General features: G+C 41.0%; 15 protein-coding genes. 6 read left to right on the top strand and 9 right to left on the bottom strand.

What is annotated here, in order from left to right; genetic code table 11:
• Positions 1 to 171: 171 nt before the first annotated feature.
• Genes EKM76_RS01765 through pyrE form a run of 3 tightly spaced genes read left to right on the top strand, consistent with a single transcriptional unit; the run spans position 172 to position 2,436 of the window.
• Positions 172 to 1,098, top strand: a complete 927-nt coding sequence (locus tag EKM76_RS01765) for a dihydroorotate dehydrogenase (RefSeq protein ID WP_125548956.1) — start codon at positions 172 to 174, stop codon at positions 1,096 to 1,098.
• Complete coding sequence (gene pyrF, locus EKM76_RS01760; RefSeq protein ID WP_125548955.1) at positions 1,095 to 1,811, top strand: orotidine-5'-phosphate decarboxylase; 717 nt, start codon at positions 1,095 to 1,097, stop codon at positions 1,809 to 1,811. The genes EKM76_RS01765 and pyrF overlap by 4 nt, the downstream gene beginning before the upstream one ends.
• Complete coding sequence (pyrE, locus tag EKM76_RS01755) at positions 1,804 to 2,436, top strand: orotate phosphoribosyltransferase (RefSeq protein ID WP_125548954.1); 633 nt, start codon at positions 1,804 to 1,806, stop codon at positions 2,434 to 2,436. Before pyrF ends, pyrE begins: the two co-directional genes overlap by 8 nt.
• A 40-nt stretch (positions 2,437 to 2,476) precedes the next feature.
• Here pyrE and EKM76_RS01750 read toward each other — a convergent pair whose 3' ends face one another.
• Positions 2,477 to 4,186 (bottom strand): NFACT RNA binding domain-containing protein, encoded by a 1,710-nt coding sequence (locus EKM76_RS01750; protein ID WP_125548953.1) that lies wholly within the window; start codon positions 4,184 to 4,186, stop codon positions 2,477 to 2,479.
• Positions 4,187 to 4,370: 184 nt separating this feature from the next.
• Between EKM76_RS01750 and EKM76_RS01745 the strand changes: the two genes are divergently transcribed.
• Complete coding sequence (locus EKM76_RS01745; RefSeq protein ID WP_225417852.1) at positions 4,371 to 4,769, top strand: MarR family winged helix-turn-helix transcriptional regulator; 399 nt, start codon at positions 4,371 to 4,373, stop codon at positions 4,767 to 4,769.
• Between the two features lie 120 nt (positions 4,770 to 4,889).
• Positions 4,890 to 5,753 carry a DegV family protein gene (locus EKM76_RS01740; protein ID WP_125548951.1) on the top strand — a complete coding sequence of 288 codons (864 nt, stop codon included), beginning with the start codon at positions 4,890 to 4,892 and terminating at the stop codon, positions 5,751 to 5,753.
• Between the two features lie 238 nt (positions 5,754 to 5,991).
• Here EKM76_RS01740 and EKM76_RS01735 read toward each other — a convergent pair whose 3' ends face one another.
• The 6 genes from EKM76_RS01735 to parE all read right to left on the bottom strand — a co-directional run bounded on the left by EKM76_RS01735 (position 5,992) and on the right by parE (position 16,384).
• Positions 5,992 to 6,927 carry a manganese-dependent inorganic pyrophosphatase gene (locus tag EKM76_RS01735; RefSeq protein WP_125548950.1) on the bottom strand — a complete coding sequence of 312 codons (936 nt, stop codon included), beginning with the start codon at positions 6,925 to 6,927 and terminating at the stop codon, positions 5,992 to 5,994.
• Positions 6,928 to 7,147: 220 nt separating this feature from the next.
• Positions 7,148 to 8,110, bottom strand: a complete 963-nt coding sequence (locus EKM76_RS01730) for a LysR family transcriptional regulator (RefSeq protein ID WP_125548949.1) — start codon at positions 8,108 to 8,110, stop codon at positions 7,148 to 7,150.
• 239 nt (positions 8,111 to 8,349) lie between these two features.
• Positions 8,350 to 9,171 (bottom strand): pyruvate formate-lyase-activating protein, encoded by an 822-nt coding sequence (gene pflA, locus EKM76_RS01725; RefSeq protein WP_125548948.1) that lies wholly within the window; start codon positions 9,169 to 9,171, stop codon positions 8,350 to 8,352.
• Positions 9,172 to 9,289: 118 nt separating this feature from the next.
• On the bottom strand, positions 9,290 to 11,551 hold the full coding sequence (gene pflB, locus EKM76_RS01720) for a formate C-acetyltransferase (RefSeq protein ID WP_125548947.1): 2,262 nt from the start codon (positions 11,549 to 11,551) through the stop codon (positions 9,290 to 9,292).
• A gap of 352 nt (positions 11,552 to 11,903) precedes the next feature.
• Positions 11,904 to 14,366 (bottom strand): DNA topoisomerase IV subunit A, encoded by a 2,463-nt coding sequence (gene parC, locus EKM76_RS01715; protein ID WP_125548946.1) that lies wholly within the window; start codon positions 14,364 to 14,366, stop codon positions 11,904 to 11,906.
• Positions 14,367 to 14,374: 8 nt separating this feature from the next.
• Positions 14,375 to 16,384 (bottom strand): DNA topoisomerase IV subunit B, encoded by a 2,010-nt coding sequence (gene parE, locus EKM76_RS01710; protein WP_125548945.1) that lies wholly within the window; start codon positions 16,382 to 16,384, stop codon positions 14,375 to 14,377.
• 357 nt (positions 16,385 to 16,741) lie between these two features.
• Between parE and plsY the strand changes: the two genes are divergently transcribed.
• On the top strand, positions 16,742 to 17,368 hold the full coding sequence (gene plsY / locus EKM76_RS01705; protein WP_191986895.1) for a glycerol-3-phosphate 1-O-acyltransferase PlsY: 627 nt from the start codon (positions 16,742 to 16,744) through the stop codon (positions 17,366 to 17,368).
• A gap of 49 nt (positions 17,369 to 17,417) precedes the next feature.
• Here the strand turns inward: plsY and EKM76_RS01700 are convergent, their stop codons facing one another.
• Together EKM76_RS01700 and hslU are read right to left on the bottom strand one after the other, a co-directional pair.
• Positions 17,418 to 18,308, bottom strand: a complete 891-nt coding sequence (locus EKM76_RS01700) for an aldose 1-epimerase family protein (protein ID WP_125548943.1) — start codon at positions 18,306 to 18,308, stop codon at positions 17,418 to 17,420.
• A gap of 33 nt (positions 18,309 to 18,341) precedes the next feature.
• Positions 18,342 to 19,760, bottom strand: a complete 1,419-nt coding sequence (gene hslU / locus EKM76_RS01695; RefSeq protein ID WP_125548942.1) for an ATP-dependent protease ATPase subunit HslU — start codon at positions 19,758 to 19,760, stop codon at positions 18,342 to 18,344.
• Between the last annotated feature and the right edge of the window lie 49 nt (positions 19,761 to 19,809).

The raw sequence follows: 19,809 nt of genomic DNA, 5'->3' as shown, positions 1-19,809 counted from the left end.
CTAAATAGGCTATTAATGGTGTATGCACTCGAATCCTTCTTTCTGGATTTTCTTGTTGTTCGCACACCAAGAATACCAGAAAAAGACGTTCGGGTGTTTTTTAATATTCGGAAATTAATAACAAAAACGAGGTACGTTTGACAGTACCGCAACGGGAGAGGTGGAAGTTTAATGAATCGTTTAGCCGTGGACTTACCAGGCCTTAAATTAAAAAATCCAATCATGCCTGCCAGTGGTTGCTTCGGTTTTGGCCAACGCTACGCTGAGTTTTATGATCTTGACCAATTAGGGGCAATTATTGTTAAAGCTGCTACTTTAGAACCACGAACGGGCAACCCCACACCGCGGGTAGCGGAAACCACTAGTGGCATGCTCAATGCGATCGGCCTACAAAATCCTGGTATTGAGGCTATTATGACCGAAAAATTACCCTGGTTACAACAACGCTATCCAGCGTTACCAGTCATTGCTAACGTCGCTGGATCAGCCGAAGCCGACTATGTAGAGGTTTGTCGCCAAATTGGGACTGCACCTAATGTTAAGGCGATCGAACTTAATATTTCTTGTCCGAATGTGGCGCATGGTGGCTTGGAATTTGGAACCGAGCCAGAGGCTGCTTATAACTTAACCAAGGCTTGTAAAGCAGTGAGTCAAGTACCGCTATACGTTAAATTATCGCCTAACGTTACTGATATTAAGGTGATCGCGCGGGCGGTAGAAGCGGCTGGTGCTGATGGCTTTACTTTGATCAACACCTTAGTCGGTATGCAAATTGATCTTAAAACCCGTAAACCTTTGCTGGGTAATCGTACAGGCGGACTTTCAGGCCCAGCAATCAAATCAATTGCGGTACGTCTGATCAATCAAGTTCATCACGTTTCAAAATTACCGATCATCGGTATGGGCGGGGTCATGAATGCAGCCGATGCCCTGGAACTAATGATGGCTGGCGCTAGTGCGGTCGCTGTCGGTACAGCAAATTTTAGCAATCCACAAGCCTGTCCAGATATTATTAATGCTTTGCCAGCAGCTATGGATCAATACCAAATCAAGGACTTGCCTAGTTTAATTGATGAAATGGCGGTGAATCCTGCATGAGTCGACCAATCATCGCTTTAGATTTCCCAGATCAAACAGCAGTTAAGGCTTTTTTAGCCCATTTTCCGCGTGACGAGCGCTTATACGTTAAAGTCGGTATGGAATTATTTTATAGTGTTGGGCCGGATATTGTCCGCTATTTAGTTGCGGCGGGGCATGATGTCTTTCTTGATCTTAAACTATATGATATCCCACATACAGTAGAACAAAGTATGCGTGTCCTTGGTGGCCTAGGTGTGCGCTTAACGAACGTTCACGCGGCTGGCGGCCTGAACATGATGCAAGCGGCTCAGAGTGGTTTGCTGGCTGGTAGTCTAGCTAATCAAACTTTACCTGAATTGATCGCAGTCACCCAGCTAACTTCCACCAGTGAGCAGCAAATGCAACAGGAACAATTAGTAAACACTGATTTGATCACCAGTGTGACCCATCTGGCGCAACTGGCGCAGCAAGCTGGCTTAGCCGGTGTCGTTTGCTCAGCATTAGAAGTACAAAAAATTAAGCAAGCAACTAGCCAGAATTTTCATTGTATTACACCTGGAATTCGGTTAGCTAACAGCCAAGCTGACGATCAGCAACGTGTGGTAACGCCGCAAAACGCCGCAGCATTTGGTAGTGATCGTTTGGTCGTTGGCCGACCAATTACACAAGCAACCGATCCAGTTAGCACGTATCACCAGATCAAACAACTTTGGGAGGTAGCACATGACTAGCAATAAAAATAAAATTGCCGCTGATTTACTCGCTATTAAAGCCGTTACGCTACGGCCAGAGCAGCCATTTACTTGGGCTAGTGGCATTAAAAGTCCGATTTATACCGATAATCGCTTAACCATCAGCTATCCGGAAGTACGTAAACACATTGCCAAAGGGTTAGCTAAATTAATTCGCCAACATTTCCCTGATGCTGAAGTCATTGCCGGAACGGCTACTGCCGGGATTCCACACGCTGCTTGGGTGGCAGCTAAGTTGGATCTACCCTTGATCTACGTTCGTTCTAAACCGAAGGATCACGGCCAAGGTCGCCAAATCGAAGGTCATTTAACAGCTGGAGCTAAGGTAGTGGTGATCGATGATTTGATTTCTACGGGTGGTAGTGTGTTAAAGGCGGTTACCGCTGTGAAAAATGAAGGCGCAACTGTTTTAGGCGTTTGTGGGATTTTTAGCTATGAACTAGCTGCTAGTACGGCTAATTTTGCGCAAGCAGATATCCCATTTTACACGTTGACTAACTATACGGCTTTAGTCGAAACCGCAATTGAGTCGGGCTATATTGATGCCGCTAAGCGTGAGTTGTTGCAGCAATGGCGACTTGATCCAGAGCATTGGGGCAAATAGAAAAAGCAGAGATCCTAATCAACTAGGGCCTCTGCTTTTTCTATTTTGGTAATTGACTTAATTTTTGGACCAGTTGTTCATCTGGGGTAACGGTAATTGTTTTTTGCCCCGTATAAATAACAAATCCAGGTTTGGCGCCATTCGGTTTATGCACCCGTTTGACCATTACTGAATCCACTGGTACCGTGGCTGATAAACGTGCTTTGGAATAGTAAGCCGCAAGATTTGCTGCTTCAACTAATGTTGTTTCACTTGGTGAGTCACTCGAAACGATCACATGCGAGCCAGGGATATCTTTGGCATGTAACCAAATATCCGTTTTTCGTGCCGTTTTTAAAGTTAAGCGATCGTTTTGTAGATTATTTTTACCGACGAGAATTTTAGTGCCATCACTGGCATAAAAAGTTTCTGGTTGGCTCAACTTTGGTCGCTGTTTCTTTTGCTTACTCTTAGTACGTAGATAACCTTGCTGGCGTAACTCAGCTTGAATATCTTGCAGGTCTTTCGGTGCCGCTAAATCGATCTGCGTTAAAATACCTTGAAAATAATCAATTTCTTGTTGTGTGGTCGCTAATTGTTCATTAACGTAATGCACAGAATTCTTGAGCTTTTGGTATTTAGTGAAGTATTTCTGGGCGTTTTTTGATGGTGATAACTGATTAGATAAGCTAATTTCAATCGGCGCTTCATCAGCGTAAAAATTAGGTAGGGTGATCGACGTCATTCCACGAGTCACTTGTTGTAAGTAAGTCGTTAAGATTTCACCTTTGACGCGATAAGTATCTGCTTTATCAGAAGCCGCCAAAGTCTGTTCGAGTTTTCGGTATTTCTTTTTATTTTTCTTCAATTCATTTTGAACAAGACGGATCAGATCACCACCTTGTTGATGTACCCGATCTAATTGTGCTTTATCACGGTAGAAATGATCTAATAGCTCACTGCAAGACGAGTAAATCGTTTGTGTTCCCGGTTGACTAACAAACGGGCAAGGTGAAAATTGCAATTGCTTTTTGCTCGGATCGTGAGTGATCGTCGGTTGTGGTGCTTGGTCGATGACCTGAAAGAAATCATGCCACGCCTGATCCTGATCAGCGGCTTGGGTTAAACGAGTGGCTAACTCTAATGCAGTATCAAAACCCAGTCCTTGATAAGTTTGCTGTAATTGCTTAGCTTGAACAAAAACATCAGCCGTAGCTGGTAACGTGCGATAAAGTGGCTGTGTCGCAGTAAAAGGATCGACAACGTCCTGCTTTGGTGGCGCAATATAAGTTGCTCCTGGTAGCAATAGGCGGTACCGATTTTGATCATGCGCAATGTGTTTGATCGTATCAATAATTCGTTGATCAGCTTGATTAACCAATATAATATTACTGTGGCGGCCCATCATTTCAATGATCAAAACTAGATTTTCTTGGTCACCAATTTCATTGCGCGCCGTAAAGGTTAGATGGACCACGCGATCGTTATCGATCTGTTTAAGCGACTTCAAAATAGCGCCATCCAAATATTTGCGCAAAGTCATGGTAAAATTCGTTGGTTTATCCGGATTTACAAACGGGATCTCAGTGATTTGTAAACGAGCGTAACTAGGGTGAGCTGAAAGTAATAATGGTTGATTGTGCCGCTTAGCGCGCACGGTCAGAATGAGTTCGTTGGGATAGGGTTGGCTGATGCGACTAACTCGTCCACCAGTTAGTAAAGGTGCCAACTCGTTGACCATTGTGTGGGTAAAAACACCGTCAAATGACAATTAAGCCACCTCGCTTTCTGAATTTGTTAAGATGTGTTTAATTATACTTGTTTTGTGCCTTGGTGACAAAGAAGCTGAATAATAATTTAATTGTAATCTACAACTAAATTGTTGTAAGATACAATTAAATCAGTTTAAGTGAGGGTGATCAACTATCGAGCCAATTTTTAAAGAACTACAGGCGTTGGAACAACTGCGTCAACATTATACCCAGCAAATTGGACAACAACTCAACTTAAATCGAGCAGATGTCCGTCTACTCAGTTATTTAATTGAATCAGAACAAACCTTGGTTGAATTGCGTCACGCCACTGGCTTGGACGTTTCTACTCTTAGCCGGCAACTAACCGCACTAACACATAAAAAGATGCTACAAAAACAGCGGGAACAGCAAGATAAGCGAAAGCTGAAATTCACTTTGACCGCCTTAGGCCGAACACAATTTACTCGCTTTCGCCAAGCTAGCGCCACATTGGAACAATCGATTCTAGCTAATTGGCCAACAGAAGAACAGCAACTATTAAAAGTATTACTTAATCGTTTACTCACCAGTGCGCAACGCTTAAACCTGGCTGATAATTGAGGGTCAGCAGGTGAGCAGACGGGTGGTGGGGCGATAAAATTTAAGGGTTTCAGCTGTGTGTTAATTGATATTATGGTATAGTTATTTAGATAATGAAAACTTTAAAGTAGGTGTTCTATTATGAAAATTGCTGTTGTGACGGATAGTACGGCATACTTACCCCAGCAATTGATCGATGAAAATGAAATTACGGTCGTTCCGATTCCCGTAGTTCTAGATGGTCAAACCTATAATGAAGGTATTGACATCACTTCAAGCGAATTCTATGAGAAACTACGTCATTCAGAGTCTTTTCCTAGCACCGCTCAGCCTTCAATTGGAGAAATGATCGCCCTGTACGAACATTTAGGCGATCAGGGCTACGATACGGTCATCAGTATCCACTTAGCCAGTACGATCTCTGGATTCGTCAATAATCTTAAAAATGTCGCTCAATTAGTTAAAAATACGCACGTTATCCCGTATGATTCACAGATCACCGTTGTTTTAATGGGTGAAATGGTTTTAGCTGCTGCTAGAATGGCTAAAAAAGGTAAAACCGTCGAAGAAATTTTAGCACGCTTAGATGCCTTACGCGAAACGACTAATGAGTACTTTATTGTCAATGACTTACAGAATTTAGTCCGTGGTGGTCGCTTGTCTAATGCATCAGCATTTCTTGGCAGTATGTTACGCATTAAACCGATTTTAACCTTTGACGAGGATTCACATAAAATCGTTGCCTTTGAAAAAATTCGTTCGCTTAAGAAAGCTTATTCACGGGTTGAGGAATTATTCGACAAAACTGTCCAATATACAGATTATCCGATCCATGCGTATGTGATCCACGCAAATGATGAACCAGCTGCAATTGAATGGCGTGATCAGTTAGCAGTTAAATATCCGCAGGTAAAATTTGATATTAGTTATTTTGGTCCAGTTGTTGGTGCACATTTAGGTGAAAAAGCCATTGCAATTGGTTGGATCAAAGATGAAATAATTTAAACGAAAAAGACACTTTTTGAGTGTCTTTTTCGTTTAGTCTAAAACTCAGGTTATAGCAGGGCGGTAGTGAAAAAACAACTTAAATTAGGCGTAGATCTCAATTCAATTATCCTAGTTTACATAATATATATTATACAAAGTAGTGCTTTTTCAATTCTATTCGGATAAACAAGCTGTTTTTGTGCTATAAAAATAAACTTAGTCCAATTACTGGCTAAGTTTATTTTTATAGCTTGTTTTATTTTTGTTCGAATGCTGCTGTTAACTGTGGCACGACTTGTTTCTTTCGTGAAACGACGCCAGGTAAAACTAATCGTTGCTGGGCATTAAGCTTTTGTTCAAAAGCAGTTTCAACTGGTTCAGTTGGTTCGCCAATGACTAAGGCTTCAGTGTCGCTGTTAAGAATATTAGTAACCATCAAGAAAAATAAATCATAACCGTTGGTAGCTACAGCTTCTTTAATTGCAGTTTCAAATTCAGGTTGACGATTAAAAATGTCATTAACGTCGACTGTATTAATTTGAGCAATACGTACGTTTTTACCAGCTAATGTAAATGATTTAGCATCGGCATCAATCAGATCAGCAGCTGACTTACTAGCTACATTGGTACCAGCACGTAATTCTTCTAAACCGAACTTTTCAGCATCAATACCAGCAATTGTTGCTAATTCTTTGATTGCAACTTTATCAGCGTCTGTCGTCGTTGGTGACTTCAACAATAAAGTATCAGAAATAATTGCTGACAGCATTAAACCAGCGATTTGCTTAGGAATTTCGAGCTCATTTTCATGATAAAGCTTAGTAATGATCGTGCTAGTACAACCAACTGGTTCAGCACGATAATATAAAGGACTGGTTGTCTCGAAATTAGCGATCCGGTGATGATCAACTACGCCAACAACTTGTACGTCCTGACGGTCAGCAACACTTTGTTGCGCCTCATTGTGATCAACTAAAATAACTTCTTTAACTTCATTAGCGACCGTCGTTACTACACGAGGTGCTTCAGCGTTAAAGTAGTCTAAAACATACTTAGTTTCATCGTTAGGTGTGCCTAGAGCAACAGCCTCAGTGTTAGCACCTAATTGATTTAATAGCTGGCTATAAGCCATTGCTGCCACGATCGCATCCGTATCTGGATTTTGATGACCAAAAACTAATTGTTTATTCATAACAAACACTCCCAATAAATTTGTGAACGACTCGCTACGTGAATAGCGAATTTTTGGCACACACTAAAACCACATGATTATATTCTTCATGTGGTTTTAGTGCTATTAACCACGGTACGCCCCATACCTCATAATGTTGTTCTATTAGTTGTACTAATCACCATTAATTATAGCACGGCGGCGATCCGGTATGCCAAATTATCTGAGTAAATTTAGCTATTTAATCTGTTTCTGTAGTTTCTTTGAGGCGAGAAATGTAATCTTGCGCCGCAATATAATCATCAAATGAGTTTAAGAAGTTAGCAATTCTTGGGATTTGATCTTTATCCTTGCGGAAAACAAACGCTAGATCAAAACGAATCGCAGGGTCAAATGATGCGACATAAGAGTCAATATCCTCTTGATGAGCCTGTACAAATGAATTAGGCAACGCCATATAGCTTTGGGTTGAACGAGCGAAGCGTAAAATTTGATTAGGTGTTGTAAAATGCGCCACAATATTAGGAATATCCACCATCTGGTTTTTATAGGATTCATTGATCAATGAATTCAAATAATAACGTTCAGGATAAGTTACCCAATTATTGTCGATCGTATCCTTATACTTGATCTTCTTCCGCTTCGCTAACTTATCATTATGGTGTAAGAATAAAAGATCCTCATTCAGAATTTTCTTTGATTTATACGGCTTCCAGTTTTTAATGCTATCATCTGGCAGATACATCACTGCTAAATCGATTTGGTTCGTCTCTAAGCGCTCCCAAATTTCTTTGCGAGTCAACATATGGAAACTCAATTCGATTTCAGGGTTTTCCTTGTAGTAGTGAATAGCAAAATCCTCTAGTACACGATCCTCAATTGAAGCTAATAACCCGATTGAGATCTTGCCCTGAGTGGCACTAGTTGTTTGTTGGATCTCATCAGTTGCTTGATTTAATAACTCATAAATTTCATGGGTCGTTTGCAGCATGGTTCGTCCAGCATCAGATAAGTGTAACTTCTTACCCACTGAATAGAATAGCGGCGCCTCTACACTACGCTCCAATTTCTTAATTTGCTGAGTTAAGGCAGGCTGCGTAATACCGAGCAGTTGAGCAGCCTGTGTATAATTCATCGTTTCAGCCAATTGTAGAAAATATGTTAGCGTTTTTGATGAAAAAATGTTTTCTTGTTTGGTTTTCAAAACGTGATCCTCCTTTAGGATACTTATACTAATAATAACCTAAACCTTTATAAAATAACAATTATTTCATTTGGAAAATTAATTAAGTGGAATCTGCTGTACTGCAGTTTATTATAAAATAAATTATCATCAAAAATGTGATTATAAGTTAAATTTTTTATAAAAATAATAGCCCCTACTCAACCTAGTAGTTTATTAGCTAGGTAGTAGACGCTACTGTTATAAATCAAACTTCCAAATTATGCTTTAGGGTAGTTTGGATAATTTTTATAATTAGTGTAATCAGTTGTGTGCAATAAATTTTCTGCATTCTTCACACGCGCTTGTGTAGGTGGTTCAATACCATCCAATGGATAGTTAATGCCGAGTTCTTCATACTTAGTGATACCCATTGTATGATATGGCAGTACCTCCACCTTATCAACGATCGGCGCAATTGTTTTAATATAATTACCAATTTGAATCAACTCAGTATCAAAATCAGTCCGCTGTGGGACTAAAACGTGGCGGATCCAAATATGTTTGTTATGCGCCAACATGTAACTTAACATATCAAAAATATTTTCGTTACTCCAGCCAGTCAGACGTTTATGTTCACGAGGGTTGATTTGTTTAATATCAACTAAAGAAATATCAGTATAGCGCATTAATTCTTCAAATTTGCCAAACCAAGGCTGTTTGCGGGTAAAGGGCTGGCCACAAGTATCTAGGCAAGTCCGAATCCCCTTCGCTCGCGCTTTTTTAAAAAGATCGATCAAAAAATCAATTTGTAATAGGGCCTCACCACCGCTGGTAGTAATACCGCCCTGCGTTCCCCAGAATGCTTTATAGCGCTCTGCATCAGCTAAAACCTGATCCGAAGTCATTTGATCACCAACACCCTGATTCCAGGTATCAGGGTTATGACAGAACTCACAGCGCATCCGACAGCCTTGTAGGAATAAAACGTAACGTATGCCTGGCCCGTCTACTGAGCCAAAAGTTTCAATTGAATGTACAAAACCAGTTGGTGTTTCATCGGCTACTGCAACTGATGATTGTTCTTGTTCAAAAATTTTCATCTCATCACCCCATCATTAAATCAATCATTCACTTTCTAGTAAAGCGTTTAAACTAATTTAGGCGCTTTACTAGAAAGTGGATGAATCGCAATCCATCCACTCTCTAAAACGAAAACTATTACATTGCTTCGAAGTATGTCCGCGAAATAACATCGTCTTGTTGTTCTTTGGTCAAATCTGCGAAGTAGACACAGTAACCAGAAACACGAACAGTCAATGTTGGGTACTTTTCAGGATGCGCTTGAGCGTCTTTCAATGTATCACGGTTGAAGACGTTGATGTTCAAATGCATACCGTTGTTTTCCATATAACCATCGACCATGTTAACTAAAGTATCTTGCTGACCGCTAATATCGTTACCTAAAGTCCGTGGTGTAACTCCGAAAGTATTAGAAATACCATCAGTTGCGTACTTATAAGGAATTTTAGCAGTTGAAAGCAAGGAAGCTAAAGCACCATTTTGTTCTGCACCGTATGCAGGATTAGCACCAGGTGAGAATGGTTCGCCAGCTTGACGGCCATTAGGTGTTGTACCAGTATTCTTACCATAAACAACGTTAGAAGTGATCGTCAAAACAGAAGTTGATAACTTAGCGTTATGGTAAAGATGATGTGTATTCATCTTAGTATACAACTTTTTAACGAGCATCTTGGCGATATCATCAGCACGGTCATCATTGTTACCGTAACGTGGGAAATCGTTATCAGCCTTGAAGTCAACTGCGATTCCATCTTCATCACGAATAATTTTAACATGGCCATACTTGATTGCAGAAAGTGAATCAGTTGCATGTGATAAGCCAGAAATACCAGTTGCAAAAGTATAGTCTAAGCGTGAATTCTTCAAGCATAGCTGTTCAGCTTCATAATCGTATTTATCGTGCATATAGTGAATTGCGTTTAAAGCATTGACATAGACATCTGCAACCCAGTCTAATTGACGATCAAATTTTGTCATAAAGTCATCGTAATCAATATACTCAGTCTTGATTGGTTCAGCAGCTGGGCCTACTTGTGCTTTGCCCAATTCATCAATACCACCGTTGATCGCGTATAAAACGGTTTTAGCCATGTTAGCGCGAGCACCGAAGAATTGGACACCATCAGCGATTGGTTGTGCAGAAACACAGCAAGCAATCCCATAATAGTCGGTACCCCATTGATTACGCATCAAGGCATCATTTTCATATTGAATAGTTGAACTATCAATTGAAACTTTTGAGGCATAACGTTTGAAGCCGTCTGGTAAGCGTTTGTCCCATAATAAAGTAATATTAGGTTCAGGCGCAGCACCCATGTTTTCTAAAGTCTTCAAAACACGGAAACTAGTCTTGTTGACATGATGACGACCATCCATACCAACACCAGCCATAGAAAGTGTTGCCCAAATTGGATCACCAGAGAATAAATCATTGTAATCTGTTGTCCGAATAAAACGTACCATCCGTAATTTCATAACAAATTGATCAACTAATTCTTGAGCATCAGTTTCAGTGATCAAACCGCGGTCAAGATCACGTTGGATAAAGATATCCAAGAATGAATCGATCCGACCAACAGACATTGCGGCACCATTTTGAGTTTTAACTGCTGCTAGGTAGCCAAAGTAGACCCATTGAACGGCTTCTTCGGCTGTCTTAGCAGGTTTAGAAATATCGAAACCATAGCTAGCAGCCATTTTTTTCATGCCTTTAAGTGCTTTAACTTGATCAGAGATTTGTTCGCGTAACTGAAGAACTGAGTCAGTCATTTCACCATCGCCAACATTACCATGGTCAGCAACTTTTTCTGCGATCAAGCGATCGATACCATATAAAGCGATCCGTGGCAAATCAGGAACAATCCGGCCACGCCCATATGCATCAGGTAGTCCAGTGATGATCTTGTAGTGACGAGCTTTACGCATGTCAGGAGTATAAGCGTCAAAAACACCTTCATTATGGGTTTTACGCCATTCGGAGAAGATTTGATGCATTTGTGGATCTGTCTTAAAGCCGTAAGCTTCAAGTGCGTCTTCAGCCATTCGGATACCACCATAAGGCATGAATGCACGTTTCAAAGGTTTGTCAGTTTGTAAGCCTACAATTTTTTCTAAGTCTTTTTCGATGTAGCCAGGGCCATGTGAAGTTAATGTTGCTGGAATGTTGTTATCAGCGTCAAGTACACCGCCAGCTTCACGTTCTTGTTGTTTTAAGGCCATAACTTTATTATTTAAGGTTGTGGTTGCTTCAGTTGGGCCAGCTAAGAAACTTTCGTCACCATCGTATTGAACAAGGTTACGTTGGATGAAATCGCGAATATCAACTGCTTCTTGCCAGTCGCCGCCGTTAAATCCGTCCCATGCTTCGGTTGTCGTATCATTTGCTTGGAGCTGTTTCATAATTAAGTGCCTCCTTAAAATGTTGAACATCAATGTAACAGTTTTCATAAATTAGTATAACATAAAGCGTTCGTTATGCAAGCCCTTTCTTTGCTTTTGTGTTAGTTTTTTTCATGAATATTTTAAGAATAAATCTAATGGGGACAACTAAAAGCTTTCCGGAAGTTAGAAATAAATATTTTATACTTACATTACCTATTCCATTTTCTGTTATATTAATATATATAACAGATTAATTATAAACTATAACAGGATAAGGCCGTAGACTTTGCTAACTGTAGGTTGACTGACCTATTCCAATTAAAAAAGGGCCGCACCATAAGTGAATTATGGTACAGCTCTTTTAACGGTATTATTGGTCGGCTTGTGTAAAATCAATTTCTGGGTAACCAATTATTGGCGTACCTACATTCTCAGTATCAAGAACAAATGAACCATTAGAGTAACGATCACTGATTGGATGATCAGTAGGCGTTAATAAAATAGTTTGCCGTTTATCAGTTTGTATTAGTAAATGCGCGCCGGCAGCTAACGGACCTGCCATAATTTGAACGCGGTGCGGATTATGTTTTAGCTCACGCAAAATTAGCATACCACGCCGGGCACGGCTAGTTTCTGTGACTTCCTGTACGTTCATCCGCTTTAATGCCCCACGTTGCGTAATGATCGTTACTGGTGCCGCAGCATCACGTGGTACCAAGATTGCATTGACCACGTGATCGCCTTCTTTAAGCGCCATGGACTTAGTTCCGGCAGCCTTGGCACCGATAACTGGTACTTCTTCTAAGCGATAACGCAGGCCATAACCATTATGACTTGCTAAAAAGACATCATATTGATCGACTTCAGTTGGTTGAATGTACATAACATCAGTTACAAACGTAGTTGCTTGCTTTAAACGAATCGCTTGCGCCGCCCGTGACTTATAGGTACGGCCAGGTAAAAACTCATTAAATTCAGTTTGTTTAATATAGCCATCAGTTGTCGTGATAATAAAATGCCCAACTTGTTTTAATTCACTAAAGGCAAACGTATGGATAATTGCTTCATCAGCAGCTAAACCGATCGTCTGCGAAATATGTTCACCGGTATCTTTCCAGCGTGCATCACTAAGCTCATATACTGGCCGATAGATCACATGGCCCTTGTTAGTGAACATGAATAAGTGGTCTAAAGTACTTAACTGTTGCTGGAAGGTTAAGAAATCCTCTGCCTTTAAGCCGTTGTCATCATCAGTTGAAGAATTATATGAACGCAAACTACTGCGCTTCAAATATCCGTCATGACTAACTGCCACAACGACTGCTTCGTCAGCGATAACAACTTTTGTATCGACCTTTAGTGATTCAATTTCAGCCTGAATTTCACTTAAACGTTTTGTTCCATAATCGCGATCGATTTGACGTAATTGCGCTTTTAACACGCGCGCTAGTTCCTTAGGTTCATCGAGAATCTTTTGCAGCTTAATGATCTGCGCTGCCAAGTCAGCTTGCTCCTGTTCCAATGCAGTAATATCCGTATTGGTCAAGCGATATAATTGCAATGAAACAATGGCTTCGGCTTGTGCCTCGGAGAATTGAAATGCTTGAACTAAGTTATCTTTGGCATTTTTCTTATTCTTACTTTGGCGGATCACTTTAATGACTTGGTCTAGAATCGACAACGCCTTGATCAAACCTAAAACGATGTGCTGCCGCGCTTGAGCCTTATTTAGGTCAAAATGAGTACGTCGCGTGATCACAATTTGCTGATGTTCCAAGTAAGCCATTAATAACTGCTTTAAACCTAATTGATCAGGTCGTTGGTGATTAATGGCGACCATATTAAAATTATAAGTTACTTGTAGATCAGTATTCTTTAAAAGATACGTCAAGATACCTTGGGCATTAGCACCTTTTTTTAGTTCGACCATGATCGACAATCCACGACGATCAGATTCATCGCGAACTTCTGCGATACCATCGACTTTTTTCAGAATTCGGATCTCATCTATTTTCTTAACTAATAGTGCTTTATTGACTTCATAAGGCAGCTCGCTAACCGCAATCTGTTCGCGACCACCACGCAATTCCAACACCTCGGTACGCGAACGGACCACAATTCGACCACGGCCTGTTTCGTAGGCTTGTTTAATGCCATCAAGCCCTTGAATAATGCCACCAGTTGGAAAATCAGGACCTTTAACAAAGGTCATCAATTTCGCTAAATCAGCATCAGGATGGTCTAATAAGTAGATCAAGGCTTGAATAACTTCACCTAAATTATGTGGTGGAATTTCGGTCGCATAACCTGCTGAGATCCCAGTTGCACCATTGACTAATAAATTAGGAAAGCGTGCTGGTAAAACGGTTGGTTCTTCTTCGGTATCATCAAAGTTGGGAACAAAATCAACTGTTTCTTTATCGATATCTTGTAGCATTTCACCAGCAATTTTACTGGTGCGTGCTTCGGTATACCGCATTGCTGCAGGTGAATCGCCATCCATTGAGCCATTATTACCATGCATATCGATCAATGGTGCCCGCAATTTCCAATCCTGACTTAAGCGTACCATGGCTTCGTAAATACTAGAATCGCCATGGGGATGAAAATTACCCATGACATTACCAACGGATTTTGCCGATTTACGGAAACCTTTATCATGCGTATTGCCATCGCGATTCATTGCATACAAAATTCGACGCTGAACTGGCTTCAAACCATCACGAATATCAGGCAATGCCCGTTCTTGAATAATATATTTTGAATAACGACCGAAACGATCGCCCATAACTTCTTCTAAAGTTAATTCTTGAATGTTCTGTTGGTCACTCATCTACTCACTCACTTTACTACTTGATCTTGATTAGGGGCATCAGTTTCTACATTACTAGCGGTATGGTTAGTTGTTTTGGTCTCCAAAATACTACCTTCTTCCGCCATGGAAAATTGAACATGACTTTCGATCCATTTACGCCGTGGCGCAACTTTATCACCCATTAAGGTGGTGACTCGCCGTTCGGCTAAAGCTGCATCATCGATTCGAACGCGGATCAGAGTCCGTGACTCAGGATCCATTGTTGTCTCCCAAAGTTGATCAGCATTCATTTCACCAAGGCCTTTATAACGTTGTAGGCTGGTTCCCTTACCGAACGTTTTCATTTCAGCGGCTAATTCGTCATCGGTCCAAGCATAACGGGTTTTAATATTCTTACCACTGCCTTTTTGTAAACGATAGAGTGGTGGCAAAGCAATATAAATCTTACCGGCTTCGATCAGCGGCTTCATATAACGATAAAAGAAAGTCAGCAACAAGATTTGAATATGGGCACCATCCGTATCGGCATCGGTCATAATGATGATTTTATCGTAGTTACTATCCGCTACAGAAAATTCTGGGCCTACGCCAGCACCGATCGTGTAGATCATCGTGCTGATTTCTTCATTTTTTAAAATATCGTCCATTTTCGCCTTTTGGGTGTTGATCACTTTACCACGAAGCGGCAAAATAGCCTGAAATTTACGATCACGGCCTTGTTTTGCTGAGCCCCCGGCAGAATCACCTTCGACTAAGTAAAGTTCGTTACGTTTGCTATTACGCGACTGGGCCGGCGTCAATTTACCTGACAATAAACGCTCAGTCTTTTTCTTGCGTTTACCATTACGACTATCGTCACGGGCTTTACGGGCAGCTTGCCGTGCTTCACGAGCTTTCAGCGCCTTTTTGACCATCATTTGAGCAAAATCGCCATTTTCAAGTAGATAATAGGCTAGCTGTTCACCGATCACATTATCGACTGCTGCGCGAGCTTGTGGCGTGCCTAATTTCCCCTTGGTTTGACCTTCGAACTGTAAAATCTCTTCGGGGATCCGAATTGAAATGACGGCGGATAACCCTTCGCGCACATCGCTACCTTCAAGATTTTTATCTTTTTCTTTAAGTAAATTAACTTTGCGGGCATAATCATTAAATGAGCGCGTTAAGGCAGTCTTCATACCTGCTTCATGGGTACCGCCATCATTAGTCCGAACATTGTTGACAAATGACAAAATATTCTCTGAATAGCCATCATTGTATTGACCGGCAAATTCAACTTGGATACCATCTTTTTCACCAGAGAAAAACATTGTTGGGCCAAGCGTATCTTTGTCTTCGTTTAGATAGTCAACGAATTCCTTGATTCCAGATTCATAATGATAAATTTCTTGATGACCTTCACCGCGTTCATCAGTAAAAATAAACTTAACGTCACGCAATAAAAAAGCTGATTCCCGAATTCGCTCAGCTAAGACGTTATAGTTAAAATCAATGGTCGTAAAAATAGTTGAATCCGGCTTAAAGGTAAGCGTGGTGCCATTAGCTTCCTTAGTTTTACCTAATTTTTTTAGCGTGCCTACTGGTTGACCGCCATTACGAAAACTTTCCTGGAATTTTTTGCCATCACGGACGACAGTGGCCACCAGCGATTCAGATAGTGCGTTAACAACACTTGAACCGACACCATGCAAGCCACCTGAAGTTTTATAGCCGCCTTGGCCAAACTTACCACCTGCATGTAAAACCGTTAAAATAACTTCAATAGTTGGAATACCTGATGAATGCATACCAGTTGGCATTCCACGACCAAAGTCACGGACGGTCACACTATTGTCCTTATGGATCGTTACATCAATTTCCTTACCAAAACCAGCTAAAGCTTCATCGACAGCATTGTCGACAATTTCATAGACTAAATGGTGTAGCCCTTTACTGTCGGTTGAACCGATATACATACCAGGACGCTTACGAACTGCTTCTAAGCCTTGTAGGACCTGAATTGAAGCATCATTATACGCCGTTTGGTTTTCTTTCATCAAACAAAAACTCCTTTTCAAAAAATGAAACTTTGATCAGACACGTCAAAAACCAAGCATGGGTTTCAACCGCTGCTAGCAAAAATAGTGCTGTGCTCAGTGTCTTTTAGTAAATTTAAGGCGCTAACTTTAAAGTTTAAGTTAGCCTGGCAGTTCTAAATTTAGCTTTAATATACAACGTTCTGATTAATAAAGACCGCTCAAGATACTATCTTACCTTATGCGAAACGATTTGAAAAGTCAAAGCAGAACGAATGTTCGCTATCCTATTTTAACACATTTTTGGTCAGTGTAGCTAGAAAATAAGAAACATGCTAAAATACAGACTAGCACAAACTTACATATTTATTAGGAGGCATTAATTTGAAGTTTGCAATAATGCTGTTGTGTGCTTATCTATTGGGCGCAATTCCTTCCGGCTTATGGCTAGGTAAACGAGTATATCACAAGGATATTCGGACCTTGGGTAGTGGCAATATTGGCACTACTAACACTTTTCGAGTATTGGGAAAAAAAGCAGGCTTGATCGTGTTATTCATGGATATGTTTAAAGGAACTTTCGCTGCCGCTTTACCCTATTTATTTGGTAGCTTTAGTCACCCGTTCTATAACCCATTACTAATCGGCTTAGCGGCGGTTATCGGGCACAGCTTTTCGATCTTTGATCATTTCCGCGGCGGCAAAGCAGTCGCGACTAGTGCTGGGATCGTTTTAGCCTATAACCCACTATTCTTTCTAATTTGTTGGTTAGTTTTTGGTAGTTTAGTCTACTTCACCCGCATGGTTAGCGTGGCTAGTATGTTAGGCATGGTGATCATCGTGGGCCTATCTTTTTTCTTCCACGATCTGCTATTAAGCGGTGTTGCAATTATCTTGATGTGTTTTATTATCTATATGCACCGTGATAATTTTAAACGAATTCGAACGGGCACTGAAAACAAAGTTCCATTTGGCTTTGGCTACCATAAAAATTCAAACAAATAAAAACGAGGCTCAGCCTCGTTTTTTTGTTGCCTTGTTTGGTAATGATCAGTTAAAATCCGCGGCGTTGATGGGCAGTGATGGTAAAACTACCAGTGAAGTCAGCACCAGCAGCTAATTGATTGATACCCATTTTTTCAGTTAATTCACCGCTTGTTTCTAAGCTATCGGCAATACCCCACCAAGGCTCGATGCAAACTAGATCACCAGTCCCTGGATACGGTGACCAAATACCAGTGTACGGCGCATTGGGCACCGTCACAGAGATACTATGTTGGTTATGATCATTTTTCAAAGTGAACGTATTTGGTTGGTGTAGCTCATAGATTAGCGCATCATCTTGGAATAGTTCATGTGATAAATCATGATCGGCATCAGTGGCGGCTAATGTCTTGTGGGCAGCATCATTAAATGGCCCCACTAATGGAATCTGTACCCGTGATTTTTTTGGTTCATAACTAATATAATAATCCTCGAAGGCTGTATCGTCGGTCAATGGGATTTTGAAGCCGGGATGACCACCAATTGAGAAATAAAGATCGCTATCAGCCGGATTATGCACAAAATAAGACACTTCAAGATCGTTATCAACTAATTGATAAGTCACAGTTAGTACAAACGCAAAAGGATAAATCTGCCGACTTTGTTCATCATCAGTCAACTCGAAACTAATTGATGTTGCACCATGATCAACTACGGTAAAGTCACGATCACGGGCGAAGCCATGTTGGCCCATATGATAAGTTTTACCCTGATAATGATATTCATCATTTTTTAAACGACCAACAAATGGAAAGAGTATCGGTGCGTGACGCCCCCAAACTTGTGGATCGGCTTGCCAAATATATTCATTACCGGAGTCTAAGGAAATCAAATTGGTCAATTCGGCCCCTTTTTCCGTGAAATTTGCCTGTAGAAATTGGTTTTTTATTGAAAGTGTCATACTAGCCCTCCTTAAAATTAGGTTGGATCGATGCTATAAAATATAGCGGCTTAAATCTTTATCGGCAACGATATCACCAATTTTATCGTTCACGTATTTTTCAGTGATGGTGATATCACCCATTTCCATATCGGGTCCTTCGTAGAGAATATCTTCAAGCAATTTCTCTAAAATGGTATGCAGGCGCCGCGCACCGATATTTTCCGTTTCATGATTAACGTTGTAGGCAATTTCGGCGATCCGCTCAATTGCCTCCTTAGTAAAGGTGGTATGGATATTATCAGTGGCGATCATCGCCATATATTGCTTGATCAACGCGTTGTTTGGTTCAGTTAGAATCCGAACGAAATCTTCTTTAGAGAGGTCATCCAACTCGACCCGAATCGGGAAACGGCCCTGTAGTTCAGCAATCAAGTCACTAGGCTTGCTGTCGGCGAAGGCACCTGAAGCAATAAACAAAATATGATCCGTATTGATCGTGCCATATTTAGTCGTAATTGCGGAGCCTTCAACGATCGGCAAAATATCGCGTTGGACCCCTTCACGGGAAACTTCGCCACTATTTTGTTGACCATTTGCTGTGATCTTATCGATTTCATCAATAAAAATGATCCCTGTATTTTCCGCACGTTTGATCGAAGCATGGTAAATATCTGCTTCATTGACTAATTTTTCAGACTCTTCTTTGATGAATACTTCGCGAGCTTCTTTAACCGTCACTGTTCGGCTAATTTTCCGCTTGGGCGTCAAGGCGCCTAAGGTCTCGCTGAGATCGATCCCCATTTGGCCCATCATGTTGTTATTATTCATGGCAACGGCTTGTTTGGGATCCGCCATTTCAATCGTTACTTCTTCATTTTCTAATAAGCCACGATCAAGCTGTTCCTTTACTGAAAGCCGCTGGTCCCGTACCGTATCGGTAACTTCTTCTTTTTCTTCGGTATTCTGTAAAGGATTCTGACCGTTTTGCATTGCGGTAAAGGCACTCATTAATCCCTGCATTTGATTTTGTTGAGTGGGTTGCTTTTTAACACCGGGCACCAGCAACTTGACTAACCGTTTATCAGCTTGGCGACTAGCCTCAGCGCGGACATTCTTGTACTGAACTTTGCGTTCCATCTCAATGGCAACATCAACTAGATCACGGACCATTGATTCAACGTCACGGCCAACATAACCAACTTCAGTAAACTTTGTTGCCTCGACTTTTACAAAAGGGGCGACCACGATTTTGGCTAGCCGCCGGGCAATTTCGGTTTTACCAACCCCGGTGGGACCGATCATTAGCATATTCTTTGGCGTGATCTCATCTTGCATATCTTGGGCAAGTTGCATCCGCCGATAACGGTTGCGTAAAGCGACAGCAATCGCACGCTTAGCTTCGTGTTGACCAATAACATATTCGTCCAAAGCAGTTACGATTTGTTTAGGTGTTTTTTCAGCTGGTTGCATAGGTAAGCTCCTTCGATAATAAGCATAATTTTATTAATTTAAATTCCGC

The organism is Loigolactobacillus zhaoyuanensis (assembly GCF_003946385.1).
GTDB lineage: Bacteria > Bacillota > Bacilli > Lactobacillales > Lactobacillaceae > Loigolactobacillus > Loigolactobacillus zhaoyuanensis.
This window is presented reverse-complemented; position numbering and strand designations above follow the sequence as displayed.

What these genes read in the sequence shown, in the direction of transcription:
- EKM76_RS01765 (WP_125548956.1), top strand. Translation starts at nt 172, where the DNA reads ATGAATCGTTTAGCCGTGGACTTACCAGGCCTTAAATTAAAAAATCCA.
- pyrF (WP_125548955.1), top strand. Translation starts at nt 1,095, where the DNA reads ATGAGTCGACCAATCATCGCTTTAGATTTCCCAGATCAAACAGCAGTT.
- pyrE (WP_125548954.1), top strand. Translation starts at nt 1,804, where the DNA reads ATGACTAGCAATAAAAATAAAATTGCCGCTGATTTACTCGCTATTAAA.
- EKM76_RS01740 (WP_125548951.1), top strand. Translation starts at nt 4,890, where the DNA reads ATGAAAATTGCTGTTGTGACGGATAGTACGGCATACTTACCCCAGCAA.
- EKM76_RS01735 (WP_125548950.1), bottom strand. Translation starts at nt 6,927, where the DNA reads ATGAATAAACAATTAGTTTTTGGTCATCAAAATCCAGATACGGATGCG.
- pflA (WP_125548948.1), bottom strand. Translation starts at nt 9,171, where the DNA reads ATGAAAATTTTTGAACAAGAACAATCATCAGTTGCAGTAGCCGATGAA.
- pflB (WP_125548947.1), bottom strand. Translation starts at nt 11,551, where the DNA reads ATGAAACAGCTCCAAGCAAATGATACGACAACCGAAGCATGGGACGGA.
- parC (WP_125548946.1), bottom strand. Translation starts at nt 14,366, where the DNA reads ATGAGTGACCAACAGAACATTCAAGAATTAACTTTAGAAGAAGTTATG.
- parE (WP_125548945.1), bottom strand. Translation starts at nt 16,384, where the DNA reads ATGAAAGAAAACCAAACGGCGTATAATGATGCTTCAATTCAGGTCCTA.
- EKM76_RS01700 (WP_125548943.1), bottom strand. Translation starts at nt 18,308, where the DNA reads ATGACACTTTCAATAAAAAACCAATTTCTACAGGCAAATTTCACGGAA.
- hslU (WP_125548942.1), bottom strand. Translation starts at nt 19,760, where the DNA reads ATGCAACCAGCTGAAAAAACACCTAAACAAATCGTAACTGCTTTGGAC.